Genomic DNA, 22,159 nt, shown 5'->3' with positions numbered 1-22,159 from the left:
AAAAAAAAACCCCCCCCCCCCCCGGGGGGGCCCGGTCTTTTACCTACTACGTACTGCTACGTGCCAGGTTATGCCATCTCAGTTTGCAGACGCAACACCTGACGATTGACTTCGGACATCACTGACAGATGCAGCTTGTCCTTGACCTTCGGGATAAGGATTTTGCCCTTATCAAATTCAAATGCGCCAACGTCCTTGATGTACAACCGTCCACGAAACAGGATCTTCACGTACTTCGCCACTTGCAGCGGATTGTAGCGTTGGAAAATTTTCATTCTTCTCTCCTGCCAGGGTTACGCTCTTGTGGTGCCACAGTTAGCCCACGTCTTGGGAGCGCAAATTTTAATGCCCTAAAACTATAGTCCAGAATCTCAGAGGGACCCAGTATGTATAAGTTTATTTACCCTTTGATGACAATAATTCAGAATTTTCGTTTCAGACATACGATGAAGTAAGTATAAGTCGCCGTTTTACGACTAATTTGTGCGTCAACACGCAAACTGGCATCCTCATTGCGGGTAATCACCGTCAATCGCACTTATGATTAAACGAGACCAAGTGGTCGGATCACCTGCATAAAAATGATTAAGGATTGCGCATGACCCTACGTAGCATACTGGCCGCCTCGTTACTGCTTCTCCCGCTGCTGGCCACAGCGCATAACTTCGTCGACGGCCAGCGCGTGGCGCCCGTTGGCGTCGCGGATCGGGGAGAGCTTATTCTGGATAAGGATAAGTTTAGCTATAAAAACTGGAATAGCGCCCAGCTGGCGGGAAAAGTGCGCGTGGTCCAGCACATCGCCGGACGCTCGTCAGCAAAAGAGAAGAATGCCAACCTGATCGAGGCGATTAAAGCGGCGGGCTTCCCGCACGATCGCTATCAGACCACCACCATTGTAAACACTGACGACGCCATCCCGGGCACCGGGATGTTTGTACGCAACAGCATTGAAAGTAATAAAAAGCTCTTCCCATGGTCGCAATTTATCGTCGACAGCAATGGCCTGGTGCGGAAGGCCTGGCAGCTGGACGAGAAGAGCTCAGCGATCGTGGTGCTGGATAAGAACGGGCGTGTGCAGTGGGCTAAAGACGGCGCCCTCACCCAACAAGAGGTGCAGCAGGTGATCGACCTGCTGCATAAATTGCTTAATAAATAGAGACCCGGAAGCCGGGGTTAAGGAAGGATTCACGCGGCGTGTAGTCGAGGGTTTTCCCCTGCCAGTCGTGAACATGCGCCCCGGCGGCCACCGCGACCGCATGGCCGGCGGCGGTGTCCCAGGTGCTGGTCGGCCCGAAGCGCGGATAGAGCTGGGCCTGACCTTCCGCCACCAGGCAGAATTTCAGCGACGAACCGATTGAGGTGGTCTGGTGTTCGCCAAGTTGCTCAAGATACTCCTGCAGCTCCGGATCGTTGCTATGGGAGCGGCTAATCACCACCAGCGGCGGACGGGCATCGCGGACCTGGATCTGCTTGCGTACGCCGCACTCTTCTTTCCAGGCTTTGCCATTTTGCGCGCTGTACATCACCTTCATCACCGGCGCATAGACAACGCCCAGCGTCGGCTTGCCGTTTTCAATCAGCGCGATATTGACGGTGAATTCTCCGTTACGCTTAATAAACTCTTTGGTGCCGTCCAGCGGGTCGACCAGCCAGTAGCGCTGCCAGTGCTGGCGCACTTCCCACGCCGGCGGGTCCTCCTCGGAGAGGATCGGGGTATCCGGATCCAGCGCCTGCAGGCCGCTGACAATGACTTTATGCGCTGCGATATCCGCCGCCGTGACCGGAGAATCATCTTTCTTGCTGGCGACGTTGATCGGCTGGTTTCCATCGTAGACTTCCATGATGGCATCGCCCGCATTCCGTGCAAGCTGACATACTTGTTCTAACATTCTCCACCTCGTCTGGTTACAGTGGCGTTAACTCGTTGTTTTATTTATATCGCATCACCGCGAGTTCCGCTATCTGTGATAACGATGGCGGTTTCTCTGCCCGCTTTTCTGGCAAGATTCACATTTCTGTAAGCAACAGAATATAAATACATTTTCTTCTGTGCTATCGCTCATAAAAAAGGACGCCTCTGATGATTAAGTTTAGCGCAACGCTCCTGGCCACGCTGATCGCCGCCAGCGTCAACGCCGCGACGGTCGACCTGCGGATCATGGAAACCACCGATCTGCACAGCAATATGATGGACTTCGACTATTACAAAGATGCCGCCACGGAGAAATTCGGCCTGGTGCGTACCGCCACCCTGATCGAACAGGCGCGGGCAGAAGTTAAAAACAGCGTGCTGGTGGATAACGGGGATGTGATCCAGGGGAGCCCGTTAGGCGACTATATGGCGGCAAAAGGGCTCAAAGAGGGCGATGTACATCCGGTATATAAGGCGATGAACACCCTGAATTACGCCGTCGGCAACCTGGGCAACCATGAGTTCAATTACGGTCTCGACTTCCTGCACAAGGCGCTGGCCGGGGCGAAGTTCCCCTACGTGAACGCCAATATCATCGATGCCAAAACCGGAAAACCGATGTTTACGCCGTACCTGATCCAGGATACCCGGGTCGTGGACAGCGACGGTCAATCCCACACCCTGCGCATCGGCTATATCGGCTTTGTGCCGCCGCAGATCATGACCTGGGATAAAGCCAATCTTAACGGCAAGGTGACGGTCAATGACATTACCGAAACCGCGCGCAAATATATCCCGGAGATGCGGGCGAAAGGGGCTGATGTGGTGGTAGTGGTCGCTCACTCCGGCCTCTCCGCCGACCCGTATCAGGCGATGGCCGAGAATTCGGTTTACTACTTAAGCCAGGTGCCCGGCGTGGACGCCATTATGTTCGGCCATGCCCACGCGGTGTTCCCGGGTAAAGACTTCGCCAACATCAAAGGCGCGGATATCGCCAAAGGGACGCTGAACGGTGTACCGGCGGTGATGCCGGGAATGTGGGGCGATCATCTCGGGGTGGTCGATCTGGTGCTAAATAACGACAGCGGTAAATGGCAGGTAACTCAGAGTAAAGCGGAAGCGCGGCCAATCTATGACGCGGTGGCGAAGAAATCACTGGCGGCCGAAGATGCCAAGCTGGTGGCGGTGCTGAAAGCCGATCATGACGCCACTCGCGAATTCGTCAGCAAGCCGATCGGCAAGTCCGCCGACAACATGTACAGCTATCTGGCGCTGGTGCAGGACGACCCGACGGTGCAGGTGGTCAACATGGCGCAGAAAGCCTACGTAGAACACTATATTCAGGGCGACCCGGATCTGGCGAAGCTGCCGGTGCTCTCCGCCGCCGCGCCGTTTAAAGTCGGCGGGCGTAAAAACGATCCGGCGAGCTTTGTCGAAGTGGAGAAAGGCCAGCTCACCTTCCGCAATGCCGCCGACCTCTATCTCTACCCCAACACCCTGGTGGTGATGAAGGTCAGCGGGAAAGAGGTTAAGGAGTGGCTGGAATGCTCTGCCGGACAGTTTAACCAGATCGATCCCGCCAGCAGCAAGCCGCAGTCGCTGATCAACTGGGACGGCTTCCGCACCTACAACTTCGACGTCATTGACGGGGTGAACTACCAGATCGACGTCACTCAGCCGGCCCGCTATGACGGCGAATGTCAGATGATCCATCCGCAGGCAGAGCGTATTAAGCACCTGACCTTCAATGGAAAACCGGTTGATCCGCAGGCTACTTTCCTGGTCGCGACCAATAACTATCGCGCTTACGGCGGCAAATTCGCCGGCACCGGTGAGAGCCATATCGCCTTCGCCTCACCGGATGAAAACCGTTCGGTGATGGCGGCGTGGATTGGCGCGCAATCGAAGAAGGAAGGCGCGATCCATCCGGCGGCGGATAACAACTGGCGTCTGGCGCCGATCCACAGCAACACGCCGTTGGATATTCGTTTTGAGACCTCGCCTGGCGACAAAGCCGCAGCGTTTATCAAAGAGAAAGCGCAGTATCCAATGCGCCAGGTGGCCACCGATGATATCGGCTTCGCCATTTATCAGCTGGATTTGAGCAAGTAATGCCTGTTCCCCGGTGGCGCTGCGCTTACCGGGGCTACAGGGAGTGATACATTTTCACTCCCCGTGGTTAGCCAGCACCGAGGGCAGATTAACCTCGATCCAGTCCGCCAGGGCGGCCACCTTCTCGCTCACCTGCAGGCCGAGCGGCGTCAGGCTATATTCAACGTGCGGGGGCACCACCGGATAAGAGACGCGGTCGATAAAACCATCCTGCTCCAGCGCCTGCAGCGACTGCGCCAGCATCTTTTCGCTGACCCCGCCCATCTTACGGCGCAGATCGCTGAAACGGTGGGTTCCCTCGCGCAGCGCCACCAGAATCAACACGCCCCAGCGGCTGGTGACATGTTTAAGCACATCGCGCGACGGGCACTGTTCCGCAAACAAATTGCCGGTGCGCAATTTCTCGCTCAGCGTCGGTTCGGCCATTTCACACTTACCTTTTTGTGCGTACTTACTAAAAGTTAGTTAAGGTGGTAGCTTACCACAACTGCCAATAAATACGAAGGAGAAGACCCATGATCGCTCTTACCGGTGCCACCGGCCAGCTTGGCCACTACGTTCTGCAAGACCTGCTTAACACCGTCCCTGCCAGCCAGATTGTGGCGATTGTCCGCAACCCGGCCAAAGCCCAGGCGCTCAGCCAGCAGGGCGTGGTTGTCCGCCAGGCCGACTACAGCGACGAAGCGGCGCTGACCGCCGCGCTGCAGGGCGTGGATAAACTGCTGTTAATCTCCTCCAGCGAAGTCGGCCAGCGTGCTGTACAGCACCGCAACGTCATTAACGCCGCCAAAGCCGCCGGGGTGAAATTCATCGCCTATACCAGCCTGCTGCATGCCGACACTTCGCCGCTGGGTCTGGCCGCAGAGCATATCGAAACCGAGCAGATGCTGGCCGACTCTGGTATCGCTTACGCCCTGCTGCGTAACGGCTGGTATACCGAAAACTATCTGGCCAGCGCGCCGCCGGCGCTGGAGCATGGCGTGTTTATCGGCGCCGCCGGCGAGGGTAAAATCGCCTCCGCCACCCGCGCGGATTATGCCGCCGCTGCCGCCCGCGTTATCGCCAGTGAGGGTCATGAAGGCAAAATTTACGAACTGGCGGGTGATAACGCCTGGACGCTGAGCGACCTGGCTGCCGAGCTGAGCAAGCAAAGCGGGAAAAACGTGGTCTACCAGAACCTCAGCGAAGCCGATTTCGCCGCCGCGCTGAAAAGCGTCGGCCTGCCGGCCGGGCTTGCCGATATGCTGGCGGATTCCGACGTCGGCGCGTCGAAAGGCGGACTGTTTGACGACAGCCGCACCCTAAGTACGCTGATCGGCCGTCCAACCACCTCCCTTGCCGAGAGTGTAAAAGGCATTCTGTAACCGCCCCTCTCAGCTTTTGCGGTTGCGTCCCGGCGGTTCCTCTCTCATATTGAAGGGATAACCGTCGGGAGGCAGGCATGCAGGGCGTACCACTCCAATTTAGTGATGAAAAAGATCGCGCGCGCTTTCGCCATCTCGAACAGTTGCCCGGGGTGGAGCTTTACCACGCCCATATTTCCCGCTACGCCTTTGAACCCCATACCCACGAAGCCTTCGGCATCGGCGTGATTGAGCAAGGCGCGGAGCGCTTTCGCTACCGCGGCAGCCAGCACATCGCCGCCGCGAACGCTATTGTCACCATGAATCCCGACGAGCTGCACACCGGCGAAGCGGAAACCGCCGACGGCTGGCGCTACCGGATGATTTATCTGGAGCCGGACCGTCTTGAAGCCATCACCGGGGTGCGCGACTGGTGGTTCAGCGAGGTGGTCCGCGAGGATCCCCTGCGTTCCCGACAGATTGGCCAGCTGATTTATGGCCTGTGGCATAGCGACGATCCGCTGGCCCAGCAGGGACTGCTGCTCGACCTCATCGACGCCTTCCGCCCTCTGGCCCACCATGCCTCTGCGCAAGGTGAGGCCGGGCATCGCTTTGACCGCGTGCGCGACTACCTGCACGATAACTATATGCGTCCCATCACCCTCGACGAGCTGGCGCAGGTGGCGGCGCTGAGCCCGTACCACTTTCAGCGCCAGTTTAAAGCCCACTATCACGTAACGCCCCATCAGATGCTGATGGCCATCCGTCTGTGGCGCGCCAAAGCGTTCCTCACCCACGGCATGCCCGCCGCCGAAGTGGCGATAGCCGTCGGCCTCACCGACCAGTCCCACCTGACCCGCGCCTTCACCCAGCGTTACGGCATTACGCCGGTGCGCTATCAGAAGCAGGTCGCCAGGCGCTAATGCGCAATCTCATACAATATTCCTGCCCGACCCCCTTCTACACTGCAGACAACGGTAATGACAACGGATGCAATGATGATTAGTGGTGTGTTATACGCCCTGCTGGCGGGGCTGATGTGGGGTTTAATTTTCGTCGGGCCTTTGCTGGTGCCAGAGTATCCGGCGATGCTGCAGTCGATGGGACGCTATCTGGCGCTGGGCCTGATCGCCCTGCCGCTGGCGTGGCTCGGGCGCGCGCGACTGCGCCAGTTGAGCCGGCACGACTGGTGGACCGCGCTGGGCCTGACAATGATGGGGAACCTTATCTATTACGTCTGCCTGGCCAGCGCCATTCAGCGCACCGGGGCGCCGGTTTCCACAATGATTATCGGCACGCTGCCGGTGGTACTGCCGGTGTTCGCCAATCTGCTCTACAGCCAGCGCGACGGGAAGCTGCCGTGGCGGCGCCTGTTTCCGGCGCTGATCTGCATCGCCGTGGGCCTGATCTGCGTTAACGTCGCGGAGCTGCGTCAGGGGCTGCCGAATTTTAGCCCGTGGCGCTACGGCTCCGGCATTGCGCTGGCGCTGGGATCGGTGGTCTGCTGGGCCTGGTATGCTCTGCGCAACGCCCGCTGGCTGCGGGAGAACCCGCATCAACCGCCAATGATGTGGGCTACCGCTCAGGCGCTGGTGACGCTTCCGGTTTCGCTGGCCGGCTATCTCGCCGCCTGCGCCTGGCTGCACGGTCAGCAGGCCGGGTTTCCCCTGCCCTTCGGCCCGCGTCCGGCGGTGTTTATTACGCTGATGCTGGCCATCGCGGTGCTCTGCTCATGGGTCGGCGCGCTATGCTGGAATATTGCCAGCCAGCGGCTGCCGACGGTGATCCTCGGCCCGCTTATCGTCTTCGAAACCCTGGCCGGACTGCTGTATACCTTCCTGCTGCGGCAAAGCTTACCGCCGCTGCTGACCCTGAGCGGCATCCTGCTGCTGGTGCTCGGCGTGGTCTCCGCCGTACGCGCCAGACCGGAAAAACCGATGCTGCAGCCGCTGGCGGACGAAAAAAAGTAGCCTCGCCTCCTTAAGGGGTATTCCCTCGCCAAAAAGATGCATTTAAAATACATCTTATATTCCTGATGACGAGGTAACTGCTATGGCTTTCCGTGACCAACCTTTAGGCGAGCTGGCGCTGACCATCCCGCGCGCCTCCGCCCTGTTCCGTCAATACGATATGGATTACTGCTGCGGCGGCAAACAGACCCTGGCGCGCGCCGCATCGCGCAAAGCGCTGGATGTCGCGGTGATTGAAGCCGAGCTGGCGAAACTGGCCGAGCAGCCTCTTTCCCGCGACTGGCGCGCGGCGCCCCTCGCGGAGATTATCGACCATATCATCGTTCGCTATCACGACCGGCACCGTGAACAGCTGCCGGAGCTGATCCTGCAGGCCACCAAGGTTGAACGCGTCCATGCCGATAAACCGAACGTGCCGAAAGGACTGACTAAGTACCTGACCATGCTGCATCAGGAGCTTTCCAGCCACATGATGAAAGAGGAACAGATCCTGTTCCCGATGATCAAACAGGGAATGGGCGCCCAGGCCGGGGGGCCGATCAGCGTGATGGAAAGCGAGCATGATGAAGCGGGTGAACTGCTGGAAGTCATTAAGCACATCACCCACAACGTGACGCCGCCGCCGGAAGCCTGTACCACCTGGAAGGCGATGTATAACGGTATCAACGAGATGATCGACGATCTGATGGAACACATCAGCCTGGAAAATAATGTGCTGTTCCCGCGCGCCCTCGGCGGAAAGTAAAGAAAAAGGCGCCCGCGGGCGCCCTCGACATTGTCCGTCTTATTTGGCCACTCCGGGTGGCCTTTTTTATGACGGGCCGTTGCAAGCAACGTTAAAATTTTCGTTTATTTCGCCAGCCGTTTTTTGCCGGCAAACAGCCAGCCCGCGCCCAGCAGCACAAACCACAGCGGGGTGACCATCAGCGCTTCACGGGTATCGTCTTCCAGGGTCAACAGCACCAGCACAAAGACGAAGAAGGCCATGCACACCCAGCACATGACTTTACCCAGCGGCATCTTGTAGCTTGACTTCTCATGCAGCTGAGGGCGGTTTTTGCGATACGCCAGGTAAGAGCAAAGGATGATGGTCCAGACGAACATAAACAGGATCGCCGACACCGTGGTGATCATGGTGAAGGCGGCAATCACGCTCGGGTTGACCATCAGCATCACCACCCCGCCCAGCAGACACATGCAGGAGAAGGTTAAGCCCTTCGCCGGCACCGCACGCTTCGACAGCTTGGCGAACATCTTCGGCGCCTGACCATCCTGCGCCAGACCGAACAGCATACGGCTGGTAGAGAACACGCCGCTGTTGGCCGAGGAGGCCGCGGAGGTCAGCACCACGAAGTTGATCAGGCTCGCCGCCGCCGGCAGACCAACCAGCACGAACAGCTCAACGAACGGGCTCTTGCTCGGCACCACGGAGCTCCACGGCGTCACCGACATAATCACAATCAGCGCGAAGACGTAGAACATAATGATACGCAGCGGGATGGAGTTAATCGCTCGCGGCAGGGACTTTTCCGGGTCTTTGGTTTCGGCGGCGGTGGTACCCACCAGCTCAATCCCCACGAAGGCAAACACCGCAATCTGGAAGCCGGCGAAGAAGCCGCTCAGCCCTTTCGGGAACCAGCCGCCGTCATTCCACAGGTGGGCGAAAGAGGCTTCGACCCCGGTCGGCGATTTGAAATGCATCATCACCATTACCAGGCCGACCACGATCAGCGCCACGATGGCGACAATTTTGATCATCGCGAACCAGAACTCCATTTCGCCAAACATCTTGACGGTGGCCAGGTTCAGGCCCAGCAGCAGCAGGATCACCGCCAGCGAGGCGACCCAGTCGGAGAGTCCGGGAAACCAGAACTGCGCGTAGGCGGTGATGGCGACAACGTCCGCCATCCCGGTCACTACCCAGCAGAACCAGTAGGTCCAGCCGGTAAAGTAGCCCGCCCACGGCCCCAGCAGATCGGCCGCGAAGTCGCTAAAGGATTTATATTCGAGGTTCGACAGCAGTAATTCGCCCATGGCACGCATCACGAAAAACAGCATAAAACCGATAATCATATAAACAAAAATAATGGATGGTCCGGCAAGGCTGATGGTTTTGCCAGAACCCATAAATAACCCGGTGCCGATCGCTCCGCCAATCGCGATCAGCTGAATATGTCGGTTTGTGAGATTTCGCCGTAGCGATTGTTCAGTCGGCTCCTGCTCGACAGCAGCGACTTTAACCTGATCTACCATGTGATTTCTTCCTGTTGTACCTGTCTGTGTTGTTCAGGCTCTGATGGCCCGTCGTCTGTCATTAACCCCAGCAAGGGCTAGTCGATATTAGGTAAGAATCGGAGGGATGAATACTATGATTTAGATATAATGTTAATTTTATGTTTAAAGTGAGTGTTATATCACTCATCTAACGCGAAATAGCTCACAAAAATACACCCATACGTGATGAATGCAAAACATAATTCCAATTAATTTTTAACTTAAGGATTTTACGCTATTTTCATGGCTTCCCCTGCCGCGGGGGAAGAGGAAGCCGCTGCTGTTTAGATAATGTCCAGCAGTTCAACTTCGAAGATCAGGGTACTGAACGGAGGAATCGATGCGCCAGCGCCGCGCTCACCGTAGGCGAGGTTGTGCGGGATCGTCAGTTCCCATTTGGAACCTACCGGCATCAGAGTCAGCGCTTCAATCCAGCCGCCGATCACGCCGGTCACCGGGAATTCAGCCGGTTCACCGCGAGCAACGGAGCTGTCGAAGACGGTGCCGTCGATCAGTTTGCCAGTGTAGTGCACGCGAACGCGGTCAGTACGCGCCGGGATCGGGCCTTCGCCCTGGGTCAGTACGCGGAACTGCAGACCAGACTCGGTGCTGTTCACACCCTCTTTCTCGCGGTTTTCATCAAGGTATTTTTGGCCGTCAGCGGCCATGGCCTGAAAACGCTCGCGACGCACAGCGTCAGCACGCTCGTGGATTTCACGCAGCGCGCGGTGAACGGCTTCCACCGGCACCTGCGGCTGGTTACCTTCCAGCGCATCGGCGATACCCGCCACCAGCGCTTCCGGCAGCAGCCCCTGCAGGCCGGATTCGCTCAGCTGTTGTCCAACCTGCAAGCCGATACCGTAACTTGCCTGCGCTTCGATAGTGTCAAAAGTTGGGGTTGCCATCGTTGTTCCTTTTTGGGTGATAAACATCAAGATAAAAGCGTGCGAAAGCATAACAGCCATAGCGAAATGGGTAAAACTTTGTCGGCGGATGATGACAAATCTCAGCGAAAAAGAAACAATAGGCGGCAGCAGGTTAACTTCACTTTGTTCCGGTCATCAGGACGTTAGCCATCTATACTCATGAGCAGGATATAAATATGCGGAGCAGGAGGAAAGCCATGCCCGGGCGCTTTGAACTGACATCTACCCTGGCGAAAATCTGGCACGCCCCGGATCATTTTCGCCTCCTGGACCCGCTGCCTCCGATGCACCGCCGGGGAATTATCGCTGGCTTCCTGTTGGTTATTATCGGTATTCTGCTTCCCTCCGATGATAGCCAAAGCCCGGCGTCCACCAGCCGTGAAGCGAACCTGAATCTACAGTCGCAGTCCCAGCCGCAAGCTGGCGGCAATCAGGCCGTTCCGCTGCCGCCGATCACTAATACGCCTACCGTGAGCGACGCCGATCAGATGGCGCCGGTCGCTCCGGAGCCGATTCAGGATGAGCAGCCGGATCAGGCGCAGACGCAGCAGCCCGCCGCCACCCAGCCTTATCAATCCTCATCACAGCAGTCCGCGCCGGGTATTGAGCAGCAATGGCGGACCTATCGCATCGAGTCAGGCAAAACCCTGGCGCAGCTGTTCCGCGATCATGGGCTGCCGGCCACTGACGTCTACGCCATGGCGCAGGTTGAAGGCGCTGGCAAGCCGCTAAGTACTTTGCAGAGCGGACAGACGGTGCAGATTCGGCAGAACGCCAACGGCGTGGTCACCGGGCTCACTATCGATACCGGCAACGGCCAGCAGGTGCTGTTTACCCGCCAGTCGAACGGCAGCTTTGTGCGTGCGCGATAGCAGAGAAGACGACAGCAAGCGTTACGCCGCCGCAAAATGAAAGGCGCTAAAAAGCAAAACGCCGGCACAAGGCCGGCGGTTTGTTGTTACCAGAACGTCAGAGGCCGATTACTCAGCAACCACGTTGATGATAACTTTAGCGAATACTTCGCTGTGAACCTGGAAGTTCACTTCGTGCTCGCCAACGTTACGCAGAACGCCGTTCGGCAGGCGAACTTCGCTCTTAGCAACTTTAACGCCTGCTGCAGTAACAGCGTCAGCGATGTCGCGAGTACCGATGGAACCGAACAGTTTACCTTCGTCGCCAGCTTTAGACGCGATGGTTACGGATTCCAGGGCGTTGATCTGCTCAGCACGAGCTTCAGCTGCTGCCAGAACGTCAGCCAGTTTGGCTTCCAGTTCAGCACGACGTGCTTCGAAGAATTCAACGTTTTTCTTGGTAGCAGGAACAGCTTTACCCTGCGGGACCAGGAAGTTACGAGCGTAGCCCGCTTTAACGTTAACCTGATCACCCAGGCTACCCAGGTTTGCTACTTTATCAAGCAGAATAACTTGCATTACCTTATCCTCTCAAAGTCGTATTAATGGACCGTGACCGATTACTGATGACGATCAGTGTACGGCAGCAGGGACAGGTAGCGAGCGCGTTTGATAGCGCGAGCCAGCTGACGCTGGTATTTTGCACGGGTACCGGTGATACGGCTCGGGACAATCTTACCGCTTTCGGTGATGTAGTTTTTCAGCGTAGCGATATCTTTATAGTCGATCTCTTGAACGCCTTCCGCGGTGAAACGGCAGAACTTGCGACGACGGAAATAACGTGCCATATGGCTAGTCTCCAGAATCTATCAATTCAATCTGCTCGGCATGCAGAACCATTTTGCTCAAGCCGTTCTTTGCCTTATGGCAAGAGATGAACCCTCGAACGGTTACTGCGCTACCGACCGTTATACTGTGAGTAATGGCCTGGTTCTCATGACCGCTAATAATAACGGGCATCTGACACCATGCCTGCCGGTGAAAACCGGCTTCCTCCTGCACTGAACGATGCTCAAGCACGAACTGGCAGTGAGGAATTCCTGACGGGCTGACCTTACGAAGTGGAGTCCTGCAAATAATGCCGGACAGCTCCAGACGGTTGGTCATCAGGATTACTCTTCAGAATCCCCAGCTTCAGAATCATCTGCGGTTTCGTTGGCGAAATCTTCGCGACGCTCACGGCGCTCGTCTTTCGCTTTAACCATCGGAGATGCTTCGGTAACAGCGTGCTTAGTACGCATTACCATGCTGCGGATAACGGCGTCGTTGAAGCGGAAGTTAGTTTCCAGCTCATCGATCGCTTCCTGCGGCGCTTCAACGTTCATCAGAACGTAGTGAGCTTTGTGCAGTTTGTTGATCGGATAAGCCAGCTGACGGCGGCCCCAGTCTTCCAGACGGTGGATCGTACCTGCTGCTGCAGTAATTGCACCAGTGTAACGTTCGATCATGCCCGGAACCTGTTCGCTCTGGTCAGGATGGACCATAAAAACGATTTCGTAATGACGCATCGAATTGCTCCTTACGGATTATTCAGCCTCCTGTCTGGGTCAGCCGCGGCCCATGGAGGCAAGGAACGTGTTAAAGGGCGGCTGAAAAATTGACGCGTCATTCTAATGGCGGCCCCTCAGGAACACAAGCGCATTTGCACAAATAATTCGCACTAAGCGCCAAGCTGGGCTAAGTGGGTGATTTAAAATTAACCAATAAAGGAAGCGGCATTTTTTTGAACAACTGCATCAGAAAAGGTCGCCATGCGATGAACGCGCAGCGATTACACTTCTATCAAAGCCCAACGATCACAGGAGAGCCCCGAGTCAGCGTCAGGACTGTCAGTCAGGAGCGTAGTATATGAAACTGAAAATCATCGCCATGATGGCTGCGCTTTTCTTCAGCGCCAACGCGCTGGCAGCTATCCAAATCACCGAACGTCAGGCCCGCAACATGGACGACGTGCAGAGCCTCGGCGTTATCTATATCAATCACAATATGGCCACTGAGCACGAGGCCGAACAGGCCCTTAGCCAGATGAGCGATGCGCAGGGGGCGAAATACTTTCAGCCTATCCTGATGCACGAACCAGAAACCAACGGCCCGCTTCGCGCCAGCGCGGTGATATACCGCTAACGCCTGCCCGATTCTTCGCCTCTCCTCGCGAGGGGCGAAGCGAGGTCTGCGCCCAAACGCAATTGAGAATTATTTTACAAACCGACTTACCAGCGTCATCGCAACCTGATTTAATCAGCCACTCGCCATTTGATAATCAGGAGTGATTGATGGTTCCGCGTTTCGCCACCTTAGGCCGTATCCCCAAAGGCGTTTGGGTACTCGGCGGCGTCAGCCTGCTGATGGATGACCACTGATTTAATTTTCATCGCTACCTGCAAAGTCGATAGCGACCGTTTCGGATGCAGTTATTCAAAAATTACCGCAGACCGCTCTTCTCGTTAATTAATCGTCAGTTATCCCTGCTCAGGAATGGCGTCTGCACTTGCGGCATCCTGCATTCCATCCGGCATCCTTACCCGTAGCCATTTACCGCGATAAACCAGAATCAGCGTATTTCCCTGCCAGTTAAAAGCCATTCCTTGCAACCCACAATATTTCGGACGCTGCAATGAGGCAATTCTCGTCGCAGTTGCCACCTCCCAGATATCAATTCTTGTTCCCGATCCGGATGGCTTTTCACAACCAGCCTGAGCATAAAAACGGCCATGAGCGGAGCGTGCGGTTGCATCAATGCTGTCAGCATTTTTCAGCTCTGCGCTAAAGCGCCATTTGCCGCTGAGGCTATCAATAAAATATGTCCCAATCCTTCTTTTATTCAGATTGTTCACCGGAGGAAACAAATATGCATAATGTAACGCTATCCAGTGTGCTTCACGAGAACCCAGCGGTGACGGCGAATTTCGGGCAATATCATCGTTCGATAACTTCATGGTGCGCGTTCTGGGATCCCCTTCCGTACGGAAGGGAACCGAATACGATGATTCCGCTCTACCAGTCTTAGCGTTAAGTTTGACTAATCCATTGCTGTCTTCCAGCCAGAAATAGCCTGAGGTTATAATGCGTACGGCCTGAATGGAGTTACCGCTGGCGTAATAATTACGGCATGTTCTGAAGATGACATTTTCCGTCGCCGGAAGACGGGGATCCATACGCCGAAAAACCAGACATCCTTTTCCTTCGTCACTGTAATCAGTATAGTAAGCAATGGGCTCATCGTGCGTATCGTGGAACCATGATGCTAATGAATAAGCGTCAGATTCTGTCTGCGGTGCGGTCATTGCCGTGATTTTATGGTTTGAGATATCCAGTGCGAACCATTGTCGCGGGAACGCTTCGAACCAGGCCTTTGCTCCCTGATGCACCAATATTAACCTGGACAACCTTTTTCCTTGCCAGAGTTGGGTGACCTGCCGTGGGTCTTCTGGCTTCGTGATATATAGTTCTGCCACTTGACTTTGCTGTTCTCGATCGAAGCGTGTTGTCGCGAATAAGGCATTTCCTTGCGGAAGTTCTTGATAGCTCTCAATCCTTCGTGAATCGTCAGTATCGGGGAAGATATCGTTAAGTGCGATGGTTTCCACGCTAATCGTTACGGATTGCGCCGCTTCCTGAGGTTGACGTTCAGGCATTTTATCCTCTGCCGGCGTTGTTTTCACCCAGGCCAAAGCCGTTGAAGCCAACTCGCTGGAAATATTATTTTCTTTCAGGTGGGCCAGAATGGGTTTAATACTTTCAGCAGGCACAAATCGGTCGGTTAAATAGCGTTTCAGTTTCTGAATATTCGTGCCGAAAAGTGAAGAGTCAGCGAGCCGTGCCTTGCCATTTTCGGCGGCTTTTTTGATGGAATATTCCGGGTTTGGCGTTATGTCGCAGGTTGTTAATGTTAATGCGACTTTGGGTTGTCCAAAGAATAAACCGGCATCCATTATTTGCATGTAGGTTGTGCGTTTACTGACTCCTGCGTTGTACGTTTTACTGGCGATGATAATAGGGATGTCTTGCTGTAATTCTGGTTGCAACTGCTTCGGATCTCTCCAGACACCCCATAGCAGGTGTTGCGATATTGCCCATTCGATTTTTTGTTCAACTTCGGCTGGCGTGATGTCTCCATCTTGCGCCGCCCGTCGTAGTGTGGGCGCGATAAATTGTTGCGCCAGACGCACGGCTATCTCCGGGCGGCGTGACAGGAGCACCTGTCCCCAATCTTTTTCCAGACGAGTGATCGGCATTGATGTTGTCTGGAGTTTAAAATTTTCCTTTTCAAGTAAGCCGGATAATACCGGTGCCAGCGTTTGCCAGTTGCCGTCAATCAACAGCGTCGCTTCATTTGCCGCAACACGTTTATTGCCATCTGACCAGAGCAGAATATTACCATCGCTGGCGGTACTGGCCGGGTCCCACTCTTTGCTTGATATCCACTGCCAGTGAGTAAAAACCGGCGCAGGATCATAATCAACGTAAGTTGATAACTGGCAATCGCGTGGATGTGGGGCGGTTGCTGTCCCTTCGTCAACCAGAGACCAGGCCAGCAATGGCAGAAAAATAAGCGCCAGCCAAACATACCATTTTTTCATCAGCATCCCGTTGCTCCTGTTTCCGTGTCCAGACGAAGAGATTGTCCTTGGGAAGCCTACCTGAAATGCTGGCAAAGATAAAAGCCGCCCTCCGCTCGCGGGGCAACGTTTTACGCTGGGGCGATAATTTGCGTGGTCACGCTCATCGGCATGCGCGTGATGCCGTCGGCCTATCGTCAGGATTAAAAACGGCCCCGGGGCCAGACCAGTTGCTTCACCGTGAGGGGTGAAAGCCCCGGAGCGCGCTATCTACTTTTGCCCATAGTAGGCGTTTGGCCCATGCTTACGCTGAAAATGCTTATTCATCAGCCAGCTATCGATGGGCTGCAACTGCGGATTAATGCCGCGGGCAATCCACGCCATGCGCGCCACCTCTTCCATCACCACCGCGTTGTGTACCGCCTCGTGGGCGTCTTTGCCCCAGGCAAATGGCCCGTGCTGATAGACGACGATCCCCGGCGTATGCAGCGGATTGGCCTCACCCAGCGTTTCGATAATCACCTGCCCGGTGTTCAGCTCGTAGGCCTCGTCCACCTCCTGTGCGCTAAGCGCCCGGGTGCAGGGAATATCGCCGAGGAAGTAGTCCGCATGGGTGGTGCCGAGCGCCGGGATCGCCAGCCCCGCCTGCGCCCAGGCGGTGGCGTGCGTCGAATGGGTATGCACCACCCCGCCAAGGTCGGGATAACGGCGATAGAGCGCCAGATGGGTGGCGGTATCAGAGGAGGGACGCCAGCGCCCTTCCACCACGTGCCCCTGCAGATCAACCACCGACATGTCATCGACGGTCATTGACTCGTAGGCGATGCCGCTGGGCTTAATCACCACCAGCCCACGCTGCCGATCAATGGCGCTAACGTTACCCCAGGTAAAGGTCACCAGGCCGTAGCGCGGCAGATCCATATTGGCCTCGAACACCTGCTGTTTCAGCTGTTGCATTATGCCGCCTCCATCAGGCCCGCGCGGGCCATCCGCGCCTTCACCCAGTCACGCGCCTTCGCCACCTCCGCCAGCGGGTCAGCGCTGGTTTCGCTCCACATCTCAATCAGGTACGGTCCGCAGTAGCCGGTCTGCTTGAGCGTTTCGAAGCAGCGTTCAAAATCGACCACCCCTTCGCCGAACGGCACGTTTTTAAAGACGCCGGGCTTCGTGTCTTTGACGTGTACCGCCACGATATGCCCGCTCCCCGCCTTCAGCTCCATCTGGACGTCGTTATCCCACGCCGACAGATTGCCGATATCCGGGTAAAGCTGGAACCACGGATTATTCAGGTAATGGGCATAGCCCAGCGCTTTACTGATCGAGTTCATCAGCGGGTAGTCCATGATCTCCATCGCCAGGGTTACCTGGGCTCGGCTGGCCATCTCGACGCTCTGTTTCAGGCCGTCACGAAAGCGGCGGCGCGTCTCATCGTTCGCCTGCTGGTAATAGACGTCGTAGCCTGCCAGCTGGATCACCCGAATCCCCACATCCTGCGCCAGCTGAATAGCTTTACGCATAATCTCCAGCCCCTGATGCCGCACCGCGTCGTCTTCACTACCCAGCGGAAAACGGCGATGGGCGCTAAGGCACATCGACGGCACCCGGACGCCGGTTTCAGCCACCGCCTTGACCAGCGCCAGACGCTGCTCCGGGCTCCAGTCCAGCCGCGCAAGGCGGGCGTCAGTTTCATCGAGAGACATCTCAACGAAATCAAAGCCCAGCGCTTTTGCAAGCTTTAGCCGCTCCAGCCAGCACTCCCCGGCGGGGAGCGCTTTTTCATAGATGCCGAGCGGAATGGATTTCGCCAACATAGTCGCTCCTTAACCCCACAGCTGGGCGATAGAGCGTTTAAACTGGCGCGCCGCTTCCACCGGCGAGGCAGCATCGCGGATGCTGCGTCCGGCAATAAAGACGTGAACAGGGATCCCGGCAAACAGCGGCAGGTCTTCCAGCGCCAGCCCGCCGGTGACGGTCACTTTGAAGCCCATATCAGACAGACGCTTAATCGCGCTGATATCCGCCTCACTCCACGCCACGCCTGCCGCCTGCGCGTCGCGGCTGCGGTGATAGACCACCTGCTGAATACCCGCCTCGCGCCACGCCTGCGCCTGCTCCCAGGTCCAGAAGCCGGTCAGCTCTATTTGCACATCGCCGTTGAACTCTTTGGCGACATCCAGCGCCCCTTTGGCGGTGTTGATATCGGCGCAGCAGATCACCGTGACCCAGTCGGCGTTGGCTTCGAAGCACATCCGCGACAGGATCTTGCCGGCATCGGCAATTTTGGCGTCCGCCAGCACGATTTTATGCGGATACAGCGCTTTCAGATCGCGCACCGCGCGTACACCTTCACCAACGCAGAGGATAGTGCCGACTTCAATGATATCTACCTCTTCGGCGATCAGACGGGTTGTTTCATAAGCGCTGGCCAGCGTTTGGTTGTCCAGGGCGACCTGTAACATAGGTAATGACATGATAGTGTTCCTTTTAAACAGCCGCCGCGGTGGCGTTTTTGATTAAATCCAGCACTTCCTGCTCGCTGCGGCAGGCGCGTAAACGGTCGAAATTGGCTTCGTCATCAAACAGGTTAACGATCTGCATGATGCCCACTTCCTGGTGGGTGGTGGCGTCAACCGCCGCCATGGTGATCAGGATGTCGACCGGGTCGTTATCTTCGTGGTTGAAAATCAGCGGTTTCTTTAGCGTGACCAGCGCAAAGCCGGTTTTTTTGACGCCCTCTTCCGGCCGCCCGTGCGGCATGGCTAATCCCGGAGCGATCACAAAATAGGGGCCGTGCTGCGCGACGCCGTCGAGGATTGCCTGGTAGTAGCGCGGTTCCACCACGTCGGCGGCCACCAGCAGATCGACGCCGATTTTCACCGCCTCCTGCCAGGTTTCCGCTTCCGCCTGCAGGCGAATGGAGTGATTCTGCGCCAGTGATTCATGGAGTTTCATAGCCGCTCCTTATTTCACGTCCTGCGGGAAATGAGCTTTAATCACCTCCAGCAGCTTTGGCCCGAAATCCGCGGGGGAAAGCATATTACGCACCCCCACCACGTGTTTATTGCCGGAGACGGTAATCTCCCCCGCGATATGGGTTGAAGCGATGATGATATCCGCGCCGTTTAGTTCGCTTTTGTATTCACCCACCGCGCAGCTGTTCACCGTGTGGTCGATATTGGATTGCGTCAGGAACTGATCCACTTTCATTTTCATGATCATGGAACTGCCTTGCCCGTTACCACACACAGCCAGAATACGTACGGTCATAATCAGAACTCCTTATTGGGCAGAGGCCTCTGCCAGTTGTTTTTCCGCGTCTTCTTCGGCGCGCAGCGCGCGGCCAGCGAAGAACATATAAGCGAGAGCAATCAGGATGATGACGGCCATAAACGCCAGCCCGATGGAGGCGAAGCCCTGCATCATCGGCGGCGCCAGAATCGACCAGTCCGCCATTCCCATCCAGGCGCTCATACCGGTGAGCTTCACCGCCCACACGCAACCGAAAATTTCAACCATGCCCATCACCAGGCAGATCTTGAGCGCCGCGCGCCAGCCGCCGAAGTGGTTGGCAAAGACGCCAATCGTCGCGTTGGAGAAGAACATCGGGATAAAGCCCGGAATAATCAGAATTGAAGAGCCAATGCCAACCAGAATGCCGACGGCAATCAGCTGGCCGATGGTGCCCCACATAAAGCCCCACACCACCGCATTCGGCGCAAAGCTATAGATCGCGGCGCAGTCAATCGCCAGCACCGCGCCGGGGATCAGGCGTTGCGAGATACCGTTGAAGGCTTCGGACAGTTCGGCGACGAACATCCGCACGCCCTGGGTAATGATGAAAATGGCCACCGCGAAGGAGAAACCGGTCTGCAGGATATAGACCGTCCAGTGGGTTTTCCCCGCCATCGCCTGCACGACGTCAATACCAAAGGAAAGCAGGATCGCGCCAAAGAAAATGGTCATGACAATCGCGGTGGAAACGATGTTGTCGTGGAAGATATTGAGCCAGCCTGGCAGCTTGAGGTCTTCCACACTCTCCTCTTTTTTCCCCAGATACGGCGCCACTTTGTAGGCAATCCACGAGGCAAACTGCTGCTGGTGACCGATGGAGAAGCCGCAGCCGTCGGTGACCAGCTGAGTCGGCTTGAACATCATGTTGGAGGTGATACCCCAGTACAGGGAGACCAGCACGGCGGTACAGATGATGGTCGTCCACATTCCGTAACCAAAGATAAAGAACGAGACGGCGATCAGCCCCGCCTGCTGAAACATGATATGGCCAGTCAGCATGATGGTGCGGATGCCGGTTATCCGGCGCAGCAGGACGTAACAGATGTTGAGCGCCAGCGCCAGCAGCACCGCGTAGCCCACCCAGCTATAGGCCTCGCCCATCCGGTCGATGGTCGCCATCATCGAGGCATAGGTGTCAGAGATCGCGCCGTTGATGCCGTACACCTCTGACATTTTCGCCACCACCGGTTTAAAAGTGCTGGTGAGGATGCCGGAGCCGGCCTGTAACAGCATGAAGCCGATAATGGTTTTGATCGTGCCTTTAATAATCACGCTGACGCTTTTGCGCAGCAGGATATAGCCCAGACAGGTGACGATACCCAGCAGCAGCGGGGCATTGGTCATCACCTGATTAAAGAAAACGGTAAAGATGTTGTAGAGGATTGCCATAACACACTCCCGATGGTGAAGGCGCTGAACGCGCCTTACGCTCAGCATTTCTCGCTGCCCACTCTAATAATCAAAAATAATCACAACAAGATTGAATTTGATTAAATGTGACGCGCGCCGCAATAATCCTCTATTTCATTGTGACTATTGCCGATCAGTAGCGCCGAAACATAATTAAACATTTTCAAATCATATAGATAAAACAAAGCACAACCTTTATGGATGCTGGACCCCCTGAGAGATGATGCGCATCTCTTCGTAAAATTGAGGGAAAACAAGATTGCAATCTTGAAAATCCAGTGACAACATAAATCAAAACCAATCAAAATTTGATTACTATTGAAAATACGAGGAAGAGCACGATGAGTAAAGTACAGACCATCACCCGTGAATCATGGATCCTGAACACCTTTCCGGAATGGGGCAGCTGGCTGAATGAAGAGATTGAGCAGGAGCAGGTTACGCCCGGCACCTTCGCCATGTGGTGGCTCGGCTGTACCGGTATCTGGTTAAAATCCGAAGGCGGGGCTAACGTCTGCGTCGATTTCTGGTGCGGCACTGGCAAACAGAGCCACGGCAATCCGCTGATGAAAACCGGCCACCAGATGCAGCGGATGGCAGGCGTGAAAAAATTACAGCCTAACCTGCGCACCACGCCGTTCGTGCTGGATCCGTTCGCCATTCGCCAGATTGACGCGGTCCTCGCGACCCACGATCACAACGATCATATTGACGTCAACGTCGCCGCCGCCGTCATGCAGAACTGCCCGGCCGATGTGCCGTTTATCGGCCCGAAAACCTGCGTCGACCTGTGGATCGGTTGGGGCGTGCCGAAAGCGCGCTGTATCGTCATGAAACCTGGCGATGTCGTGAAGATCAAAGACATTGAGATCCATGCGCTAGATGCGTTCGATCGCACCGCGCTGATCACCCTCCCGGCGGACCAAAAAGCCGCTGGCGTACTGCCGGACGGCATGGACCAGCGCGCGGTCAACTACCTGTTTAAAACACCGGGCGGCAACCTGTACCACAGCGGCGATTCCCACTACTCCAACTACTACGCGAAGCATGGCAACGAGCATCAGATTGACGTCGCCCTCGGCTCGTATGGCGAGAACCCGCGCGGGATCACCGACAAAATGACCAGCGCCGATATCCTGCGCATGGCAGAGTCGCTCAACGCCAAAGTTGTGATCCCGTTCCACCATGATATCTGGTCAAACTTTCAGGCCGATCCGCAGGAGATCCGCGTTCTGTGGGAGATGAAAAAGGATCGTCTGAAGTACGGCTTCAAGCCGTTTATCTGGCAGGTCGGCGGCAAATTTACCTGGCCCCTGGATAAAGACAATTTCGAATATCACTACCCGCGCGGTTTCGACGATTGCTTCACCATTGAGCCGGATCTGCCTTTCAAATCCTTCCTGTAAGTCGCCGCCCGCCCGCCCCCCCCCCCCCCGCCCACCCCCCCCCCC

25 protein-coding genes and 2 pseudogenes are annotated in these 22,159 nt (G+C 56.1%); 11 read left to right on the top strand and 16 right to left on the bottom strand.

All coding sequences use genetic code 11. The features are described 5' to 3' along the window. Positions 1-68: 68 nt before the first annotated feature. Positions 69-275 (bottom strand): DUF1107 domain-containing protein, encoded by a 207-nt coding sequence (locus tag HMPREF9538_RS16730; RefSeq protein WP_002886707.1) that lies wholly within the window; start codon positions 273-275, stop codon positions 69-71. 323 nt (positions 276-598) lie between these two features. On the opposite strand from HMPREF9538_RS16730, the gene HMPREF9538_RS16735 reads away from it, so the two are divergent. Then, complete coding sequence (locus HMPREF9538_RS16735) at positions 599-1,156, top strand: YtfJ family protein (RefSeq protein WP_002886706.1); 558 nt, start codon at positions 599-601, stop codon at positions 1,154-1,156. Here the strand turns inward: HMPREF9538_RS16735 and cysQ are convergent. After that, the gene (cysQ, locus tag HMPREF9538_RS16740; RefSeq protein ID WP_004177677.1) at positions 1,146-1,889 is read right to left on the bottom strand and encodes a 3'(2'),5'-bisphosphate nucleotidase CysQ; all 744 of its coding nucleotides are present in this window, start codon (positions 1,887-1,889) and stop codon (positions 1,146-1,148) included. The genes HMPREF9538_RS16735 and cysQ overlap by 11 nt on opposite strands. Before the next feature lie 191 nt (positions 1,890-2,080). Between cysQ and cpdB the strand changes: the two genes are divergently transcribed. Then, on the top strand, positions 2,081-4,024 hold the full coding sequence (gene cpdB, locus HMPREF9538_RS16745; protein ID WP_009484741.1) for a 2',3'-cyclic-nucleotide 2'-phosphodiesterase: 1,944 nt from the start codon (positions 2,081-2,083) through the stop codon (positions 4,022-4,024). A 54-nt stretch (positions 4,025-4,078) separates the two neighbouring features. Here cpdB and HMPREF9538_RS16750 read toward each other — a convergent pair whose 3' ends face one another. Beyond that, positions 4,079-4,450 (bottom strand): winged helix-turn-helix transcriptional regulator, encoded by a 372-nt coding sequence (locus tag HMPREF9538_RS16750; protein WP_004152015.1) that lies wholly within the window; start codon positions 4,448-4,450, stop codon positions 4,079-4,081. A gap of 89 nt (positions 4,451-4,539) precedes the next feature. On the opposite strand from HMPREF9538_RS16750, the gene HMPREF9538_RS16755 reads away from it, so the two are divergent. From HMPREF9538_RS16755 to ytfE, 4 genes are all read left to right on the top strand, one after another. Then, on the top strand, positions 4,540-5,388 hold the full coding sequence (locus HMPREF9538_RS16755) for an SDR family oxidoreductase (RefSeq protein ID WP_002886702.1): 849 nt from the start codon (positions 4,540-4,542) through the stop codon (positions 5,386-5,388). Between the two features lie 77 nt (positions 5,389-5,465). Next, positions 5,466-6,290: an AraC family transcriptional regulator gene (locus HMPREF9538_RS16760; RefSeq protein ID WP_004192440.1), complete on the top strand. Its 825-nt coding sequence runs from the start codon at positions 5,466-5,468 to the stop codon at positions 6,288-6,290. Positions 6,291-6,365: 75 nt separating this feature from the next. Then, positions 6,366-7,337 carry a DMT family transporter gene (locus HMPREF9538_RS16765; RefSeq protein ID WP_002886691.1) on the top strand — a complete coding sequence of 324 codons (972 nt, stop codon included), beginning with the start codon at positions 6,366-6,368 and terminating at the stop codon, positions 7,335-7,337. An 82-nt stretch (positions 7,338-7,419) separates the two neighbouring features. Then, complete coding sequence (gene ytfE / locus HMPREF9538_RS16770; RefSeq protein ID WP_004152016.1) at positions 7,420-8,082, top strand: iron-sulfur cluster repair protein YtfE; 663 nt, start codon at positions 7,420-7,422, stop codon at positions 8,080-8,082. A gap of 104 nt (positions 8,083-8,186) precedes the next feature. Here ytfE and cycA read toward each other — a convergent pair whose 3' ends face one another. Together cycA and fklB are read right to left on the bottom strand one after the other, a co-directional pair. Then, positions 8,187-9,590, bottom strand: a complete 1,404-nt coding sequence (cycA, locus tag HMPREF9538_RS16775) for a D-serine/D-alanine/glycine transporter (RefSeq protein ID WP_002886688.1) — start codon at positions 9,588-9,590, stop codon at positions 8,187-8,189. A gap of 305 nt (positions 9,591-9,895) precedes the next feature. Next, a complete protein-coding gene (fklB, locus tag HMPREF9538_RS16780; protein WP_002886687.1) occupies positions 9,896-10,516 on the bottom strand; it encodes an FKBP-type peptidyl-prolyl cis-trans isomerase in 621 nt (206 codons plus the stop codon). Between the two features lie 218 nt (positions 10,517-10,734). On the opposite strand from fklB, the gene HMPREF9538_RS16785 reads away from it, so the two are divergent. Next, positions 10,735-11,409 carry a LysM-like peptidoglycan-binding domain-containing protein gene (locus HMPREF9538_RS16785; RefSeq protein ID WP_004177687.1) on the top strand — a complete coding sequence of 225 codons (675 nt, stop codon included), beginning with the start codon at positions 10,735-10,737 and terminating at the stop codon, positions 11,407-11,409. A 108-nt stretch (positions 11,410-11,517) separates the two neighbouring features. On the opposite strand, the gene rplI is transcribed toward HMPREF9538_RS16785, so the two are convergent. The 4 genes from rplI to rpsF are packed head-to-tail and all read right to left on the bottom strand — an operon-like array spanning position 11,518 to position 12,956. Beyond that, positions 11,518-11,967 (bottom strand): 50S ribosomal protein L9, encoded by a 450-nt coding sequence (gene rplI, locus HMPREF9538_RS16790; RefSeq protein ID WP_002886682.1) that lies wholly within the window; start codon positions 11,965-11,967, stop codon positions 11,518-11,520. Between the two features lie 41 nt (positions 11,968-12,008). Beyond that, complete coding sequence (gene rpsR / locus HMPREF9538_RS16795) at positions 12,009-12,236, bottom strand: 30S ribosomal protein S18 (RefSeq protein WP_000135199.1); 228 nt, start codon at positions 12,234-12,236, stop codon at positions 12,009-12,011. A gap of 4 nt (positions 12,237-12,240) precedes the next feature. Next, on the bottom strand, positions 12,241-12,555 hold the full coding sequence (gene priB / locus HMPREF9538_RS16800) for a primosomal replication protein N (protein ID WP_002885722.1): 315 nt from the start codon (positions 12,553-12,555) through the stop codon (positions 12,241-12,243). Positions 12,556-12,560: 5 nt separating this feature from the next. Further along, complete coding sequence (rpsF, locus tag HMPREF9538_RS16805; RefSeq protein ID WP_002885691.1) at positions 12,561-12,956, bottom strand: 30S ribosomal protein S6; 396 nt, start codon at positions 12,954-12,956, stop codon at positions 12,561-12,563. Between the two features lie 340 nt (positions 12,957-13,296). Between rpsF and HMPREF9538_RS16810 the strand changes: the two genes are divergently transcribed. Together HMPREF9538_RS16810 and HMPREF9538_RS32805 are read left to right on the top strand one after the other, a co-directional pair. After that, entirely contained in the window at positions 13,297-13,572 is a 276-nt protein-coding gene (locus HMPREF9538_RS16810) for a DUF1471 domain-containing protein (RefSeq protein ID WP_002885689.1), read from the top strand. Positions 13,573-13,721: 149 nt separating this feature from the next. Then, positions 13,722-13,799: pseudogene (locus tag HMPREF9538_RS32805) on the top strand (hypothetical protein); the annotation flags it as partial. A 108-nt stretch (positions 13,800-13,907) separates the two neighbouring features. Here HMPREF9538_RS32805 and HMPREF9538_RS16815 read toward each other — a convergent pair. Then, positions 13,908-16,034, bottom strand: coding sequence for a hypothetical protein (locus HMPREF9538_RS16815; protein ID WP_009484738.1), 2,127 nt, complete (start codon positions 16,032-16,034; stop codon positions 13,908-13,910). 96 nt (positions 16,035-16,130) lie between these two features. Here HMPREF9538_RS16815 and HMPREF9538_RS32800 point away from each other — a divergent pair. After that, positions 16,131-16,214 (top strand): annotated as a pseudogene (locus HMPREF9538_RS32800) (hypothetical protein); the annotation flags it as partial. Between the two features lie 63 nt (positions 16,215-16,277). Here the strand turns inward: HMPREF9538_RS32800 and HMPREF9538_RS16820 are convergent. From HMPREF9538_RS16820 to ulaA, 6 genes are read right to left on the bottom strand one after another with little or no spacing between them, the layout of a single operon-like run. Then, a complete protein-coding gene (locus HMPREF9538_RS16820) occupies positions 16,278-16,964 on the bottom strand; it encodes an L-ribulose-5-phosphate 4-epimerase (protein ID WP_009484737.1) in 687 nt (228 codons plus the stop codon). Further along, positions 16,964-17,818, bottom strand: coding sequence for an L-ribulose-5-phosphate 3-epimerase (locus HMPREF9538_RS16825; protein ID WP_004210671.1), 855 nt, complete (start codon positions 17,816-17,818; stop codon positions 16,964-16,966). The genes HMPREF9538_RS16820 and HMPREF9538_RS16825 overlap by 1 nt, the downstream gene beginning before the upstream one ends. A 9-nt stretch (positions 17,819-17,827) precedes the next feature. Then, positions 17,828-18,478, bottom strand: a complete 651-nt coding sequence (ulaD, locus tag HMPREF9538_RS16830) for a 3-keto-L-gulonate-6-phosphate decarboxylase UlaD (protein ID WP_002885684.1) — start codon at positions 18,476-18,478, stop codon at positions 17,828-17,830. 13 nt (positions 18,479-18,491) lie between these two features. Then, entirely contained in the window at positions 18,492-18,959 is a 468-nt protein-coding gene (gene ulaC, locus HMPREF9538_RS16835; RefSeq protein WP_002885683.1) for a PTS ascorbate transporter subunit IIA, read from the bottom strand. A gap of 9 nt (positions 18,960-18,968) precedes the next feature. Continuing rightward, positions 18,969-19,274 (bottom strand): PTS ascorbate transporter subunit IIB, encoded by a 306-nt coding sequence (gene ulaB, locus HMPREF9538_RS16840; RefSeq protein WP_002885682.1) that lies wholly within the window; start codon positions 19,272-19,274, stop codon positions 18,969-18,971. A gap of 12 nt (positions 19,275-19,286) precedes the next feature. Further along, positions 19,287-20,687: a PTS ascorbate transporter subunit IIC gene (gene ulaA / locus HMPREF9538_RS16845; protein WP_002885681.1), complete on the bottom strand. Its 1,401-nt coding sequence runs from the start codon at positions 20,685-20,687 to the stop codon at positions 19,287-19,289. A gap of 362 nt (positions 20,688-21,049) precedes the next feature. Here ulaA and ulaG point away from each other — a divergent pair, with 362 nt between their 5' ends. After that, complete coding sequence (gene ulaG / locus HMPREF9538_RS16850; RefSeq protein WP_004186643.1) at positions 21,050-22,114, top strand: L-ascorbate 6-phosphate lactonase; 1,065 nt, start codon at positions 21,050-21,052, stop codon at positions 22,112-22,114. Positions 22,115-22,159 lie beyond the last annotated feature (45 nt).

Source organism: Klebsiella sp. MS 92-3 (assembly GCF_000195655.1).
GTDB classification, from domain to species: Bacteria; Pseudomonadota; Gammaproteobacteria; order Enterobacterales; family Enterobacteriaceae; genus Klebsiella; species Klebsiella pneumoniae.
This window is presented reverse-complemented; position numbering and strand designations above follow the sequence as displayed.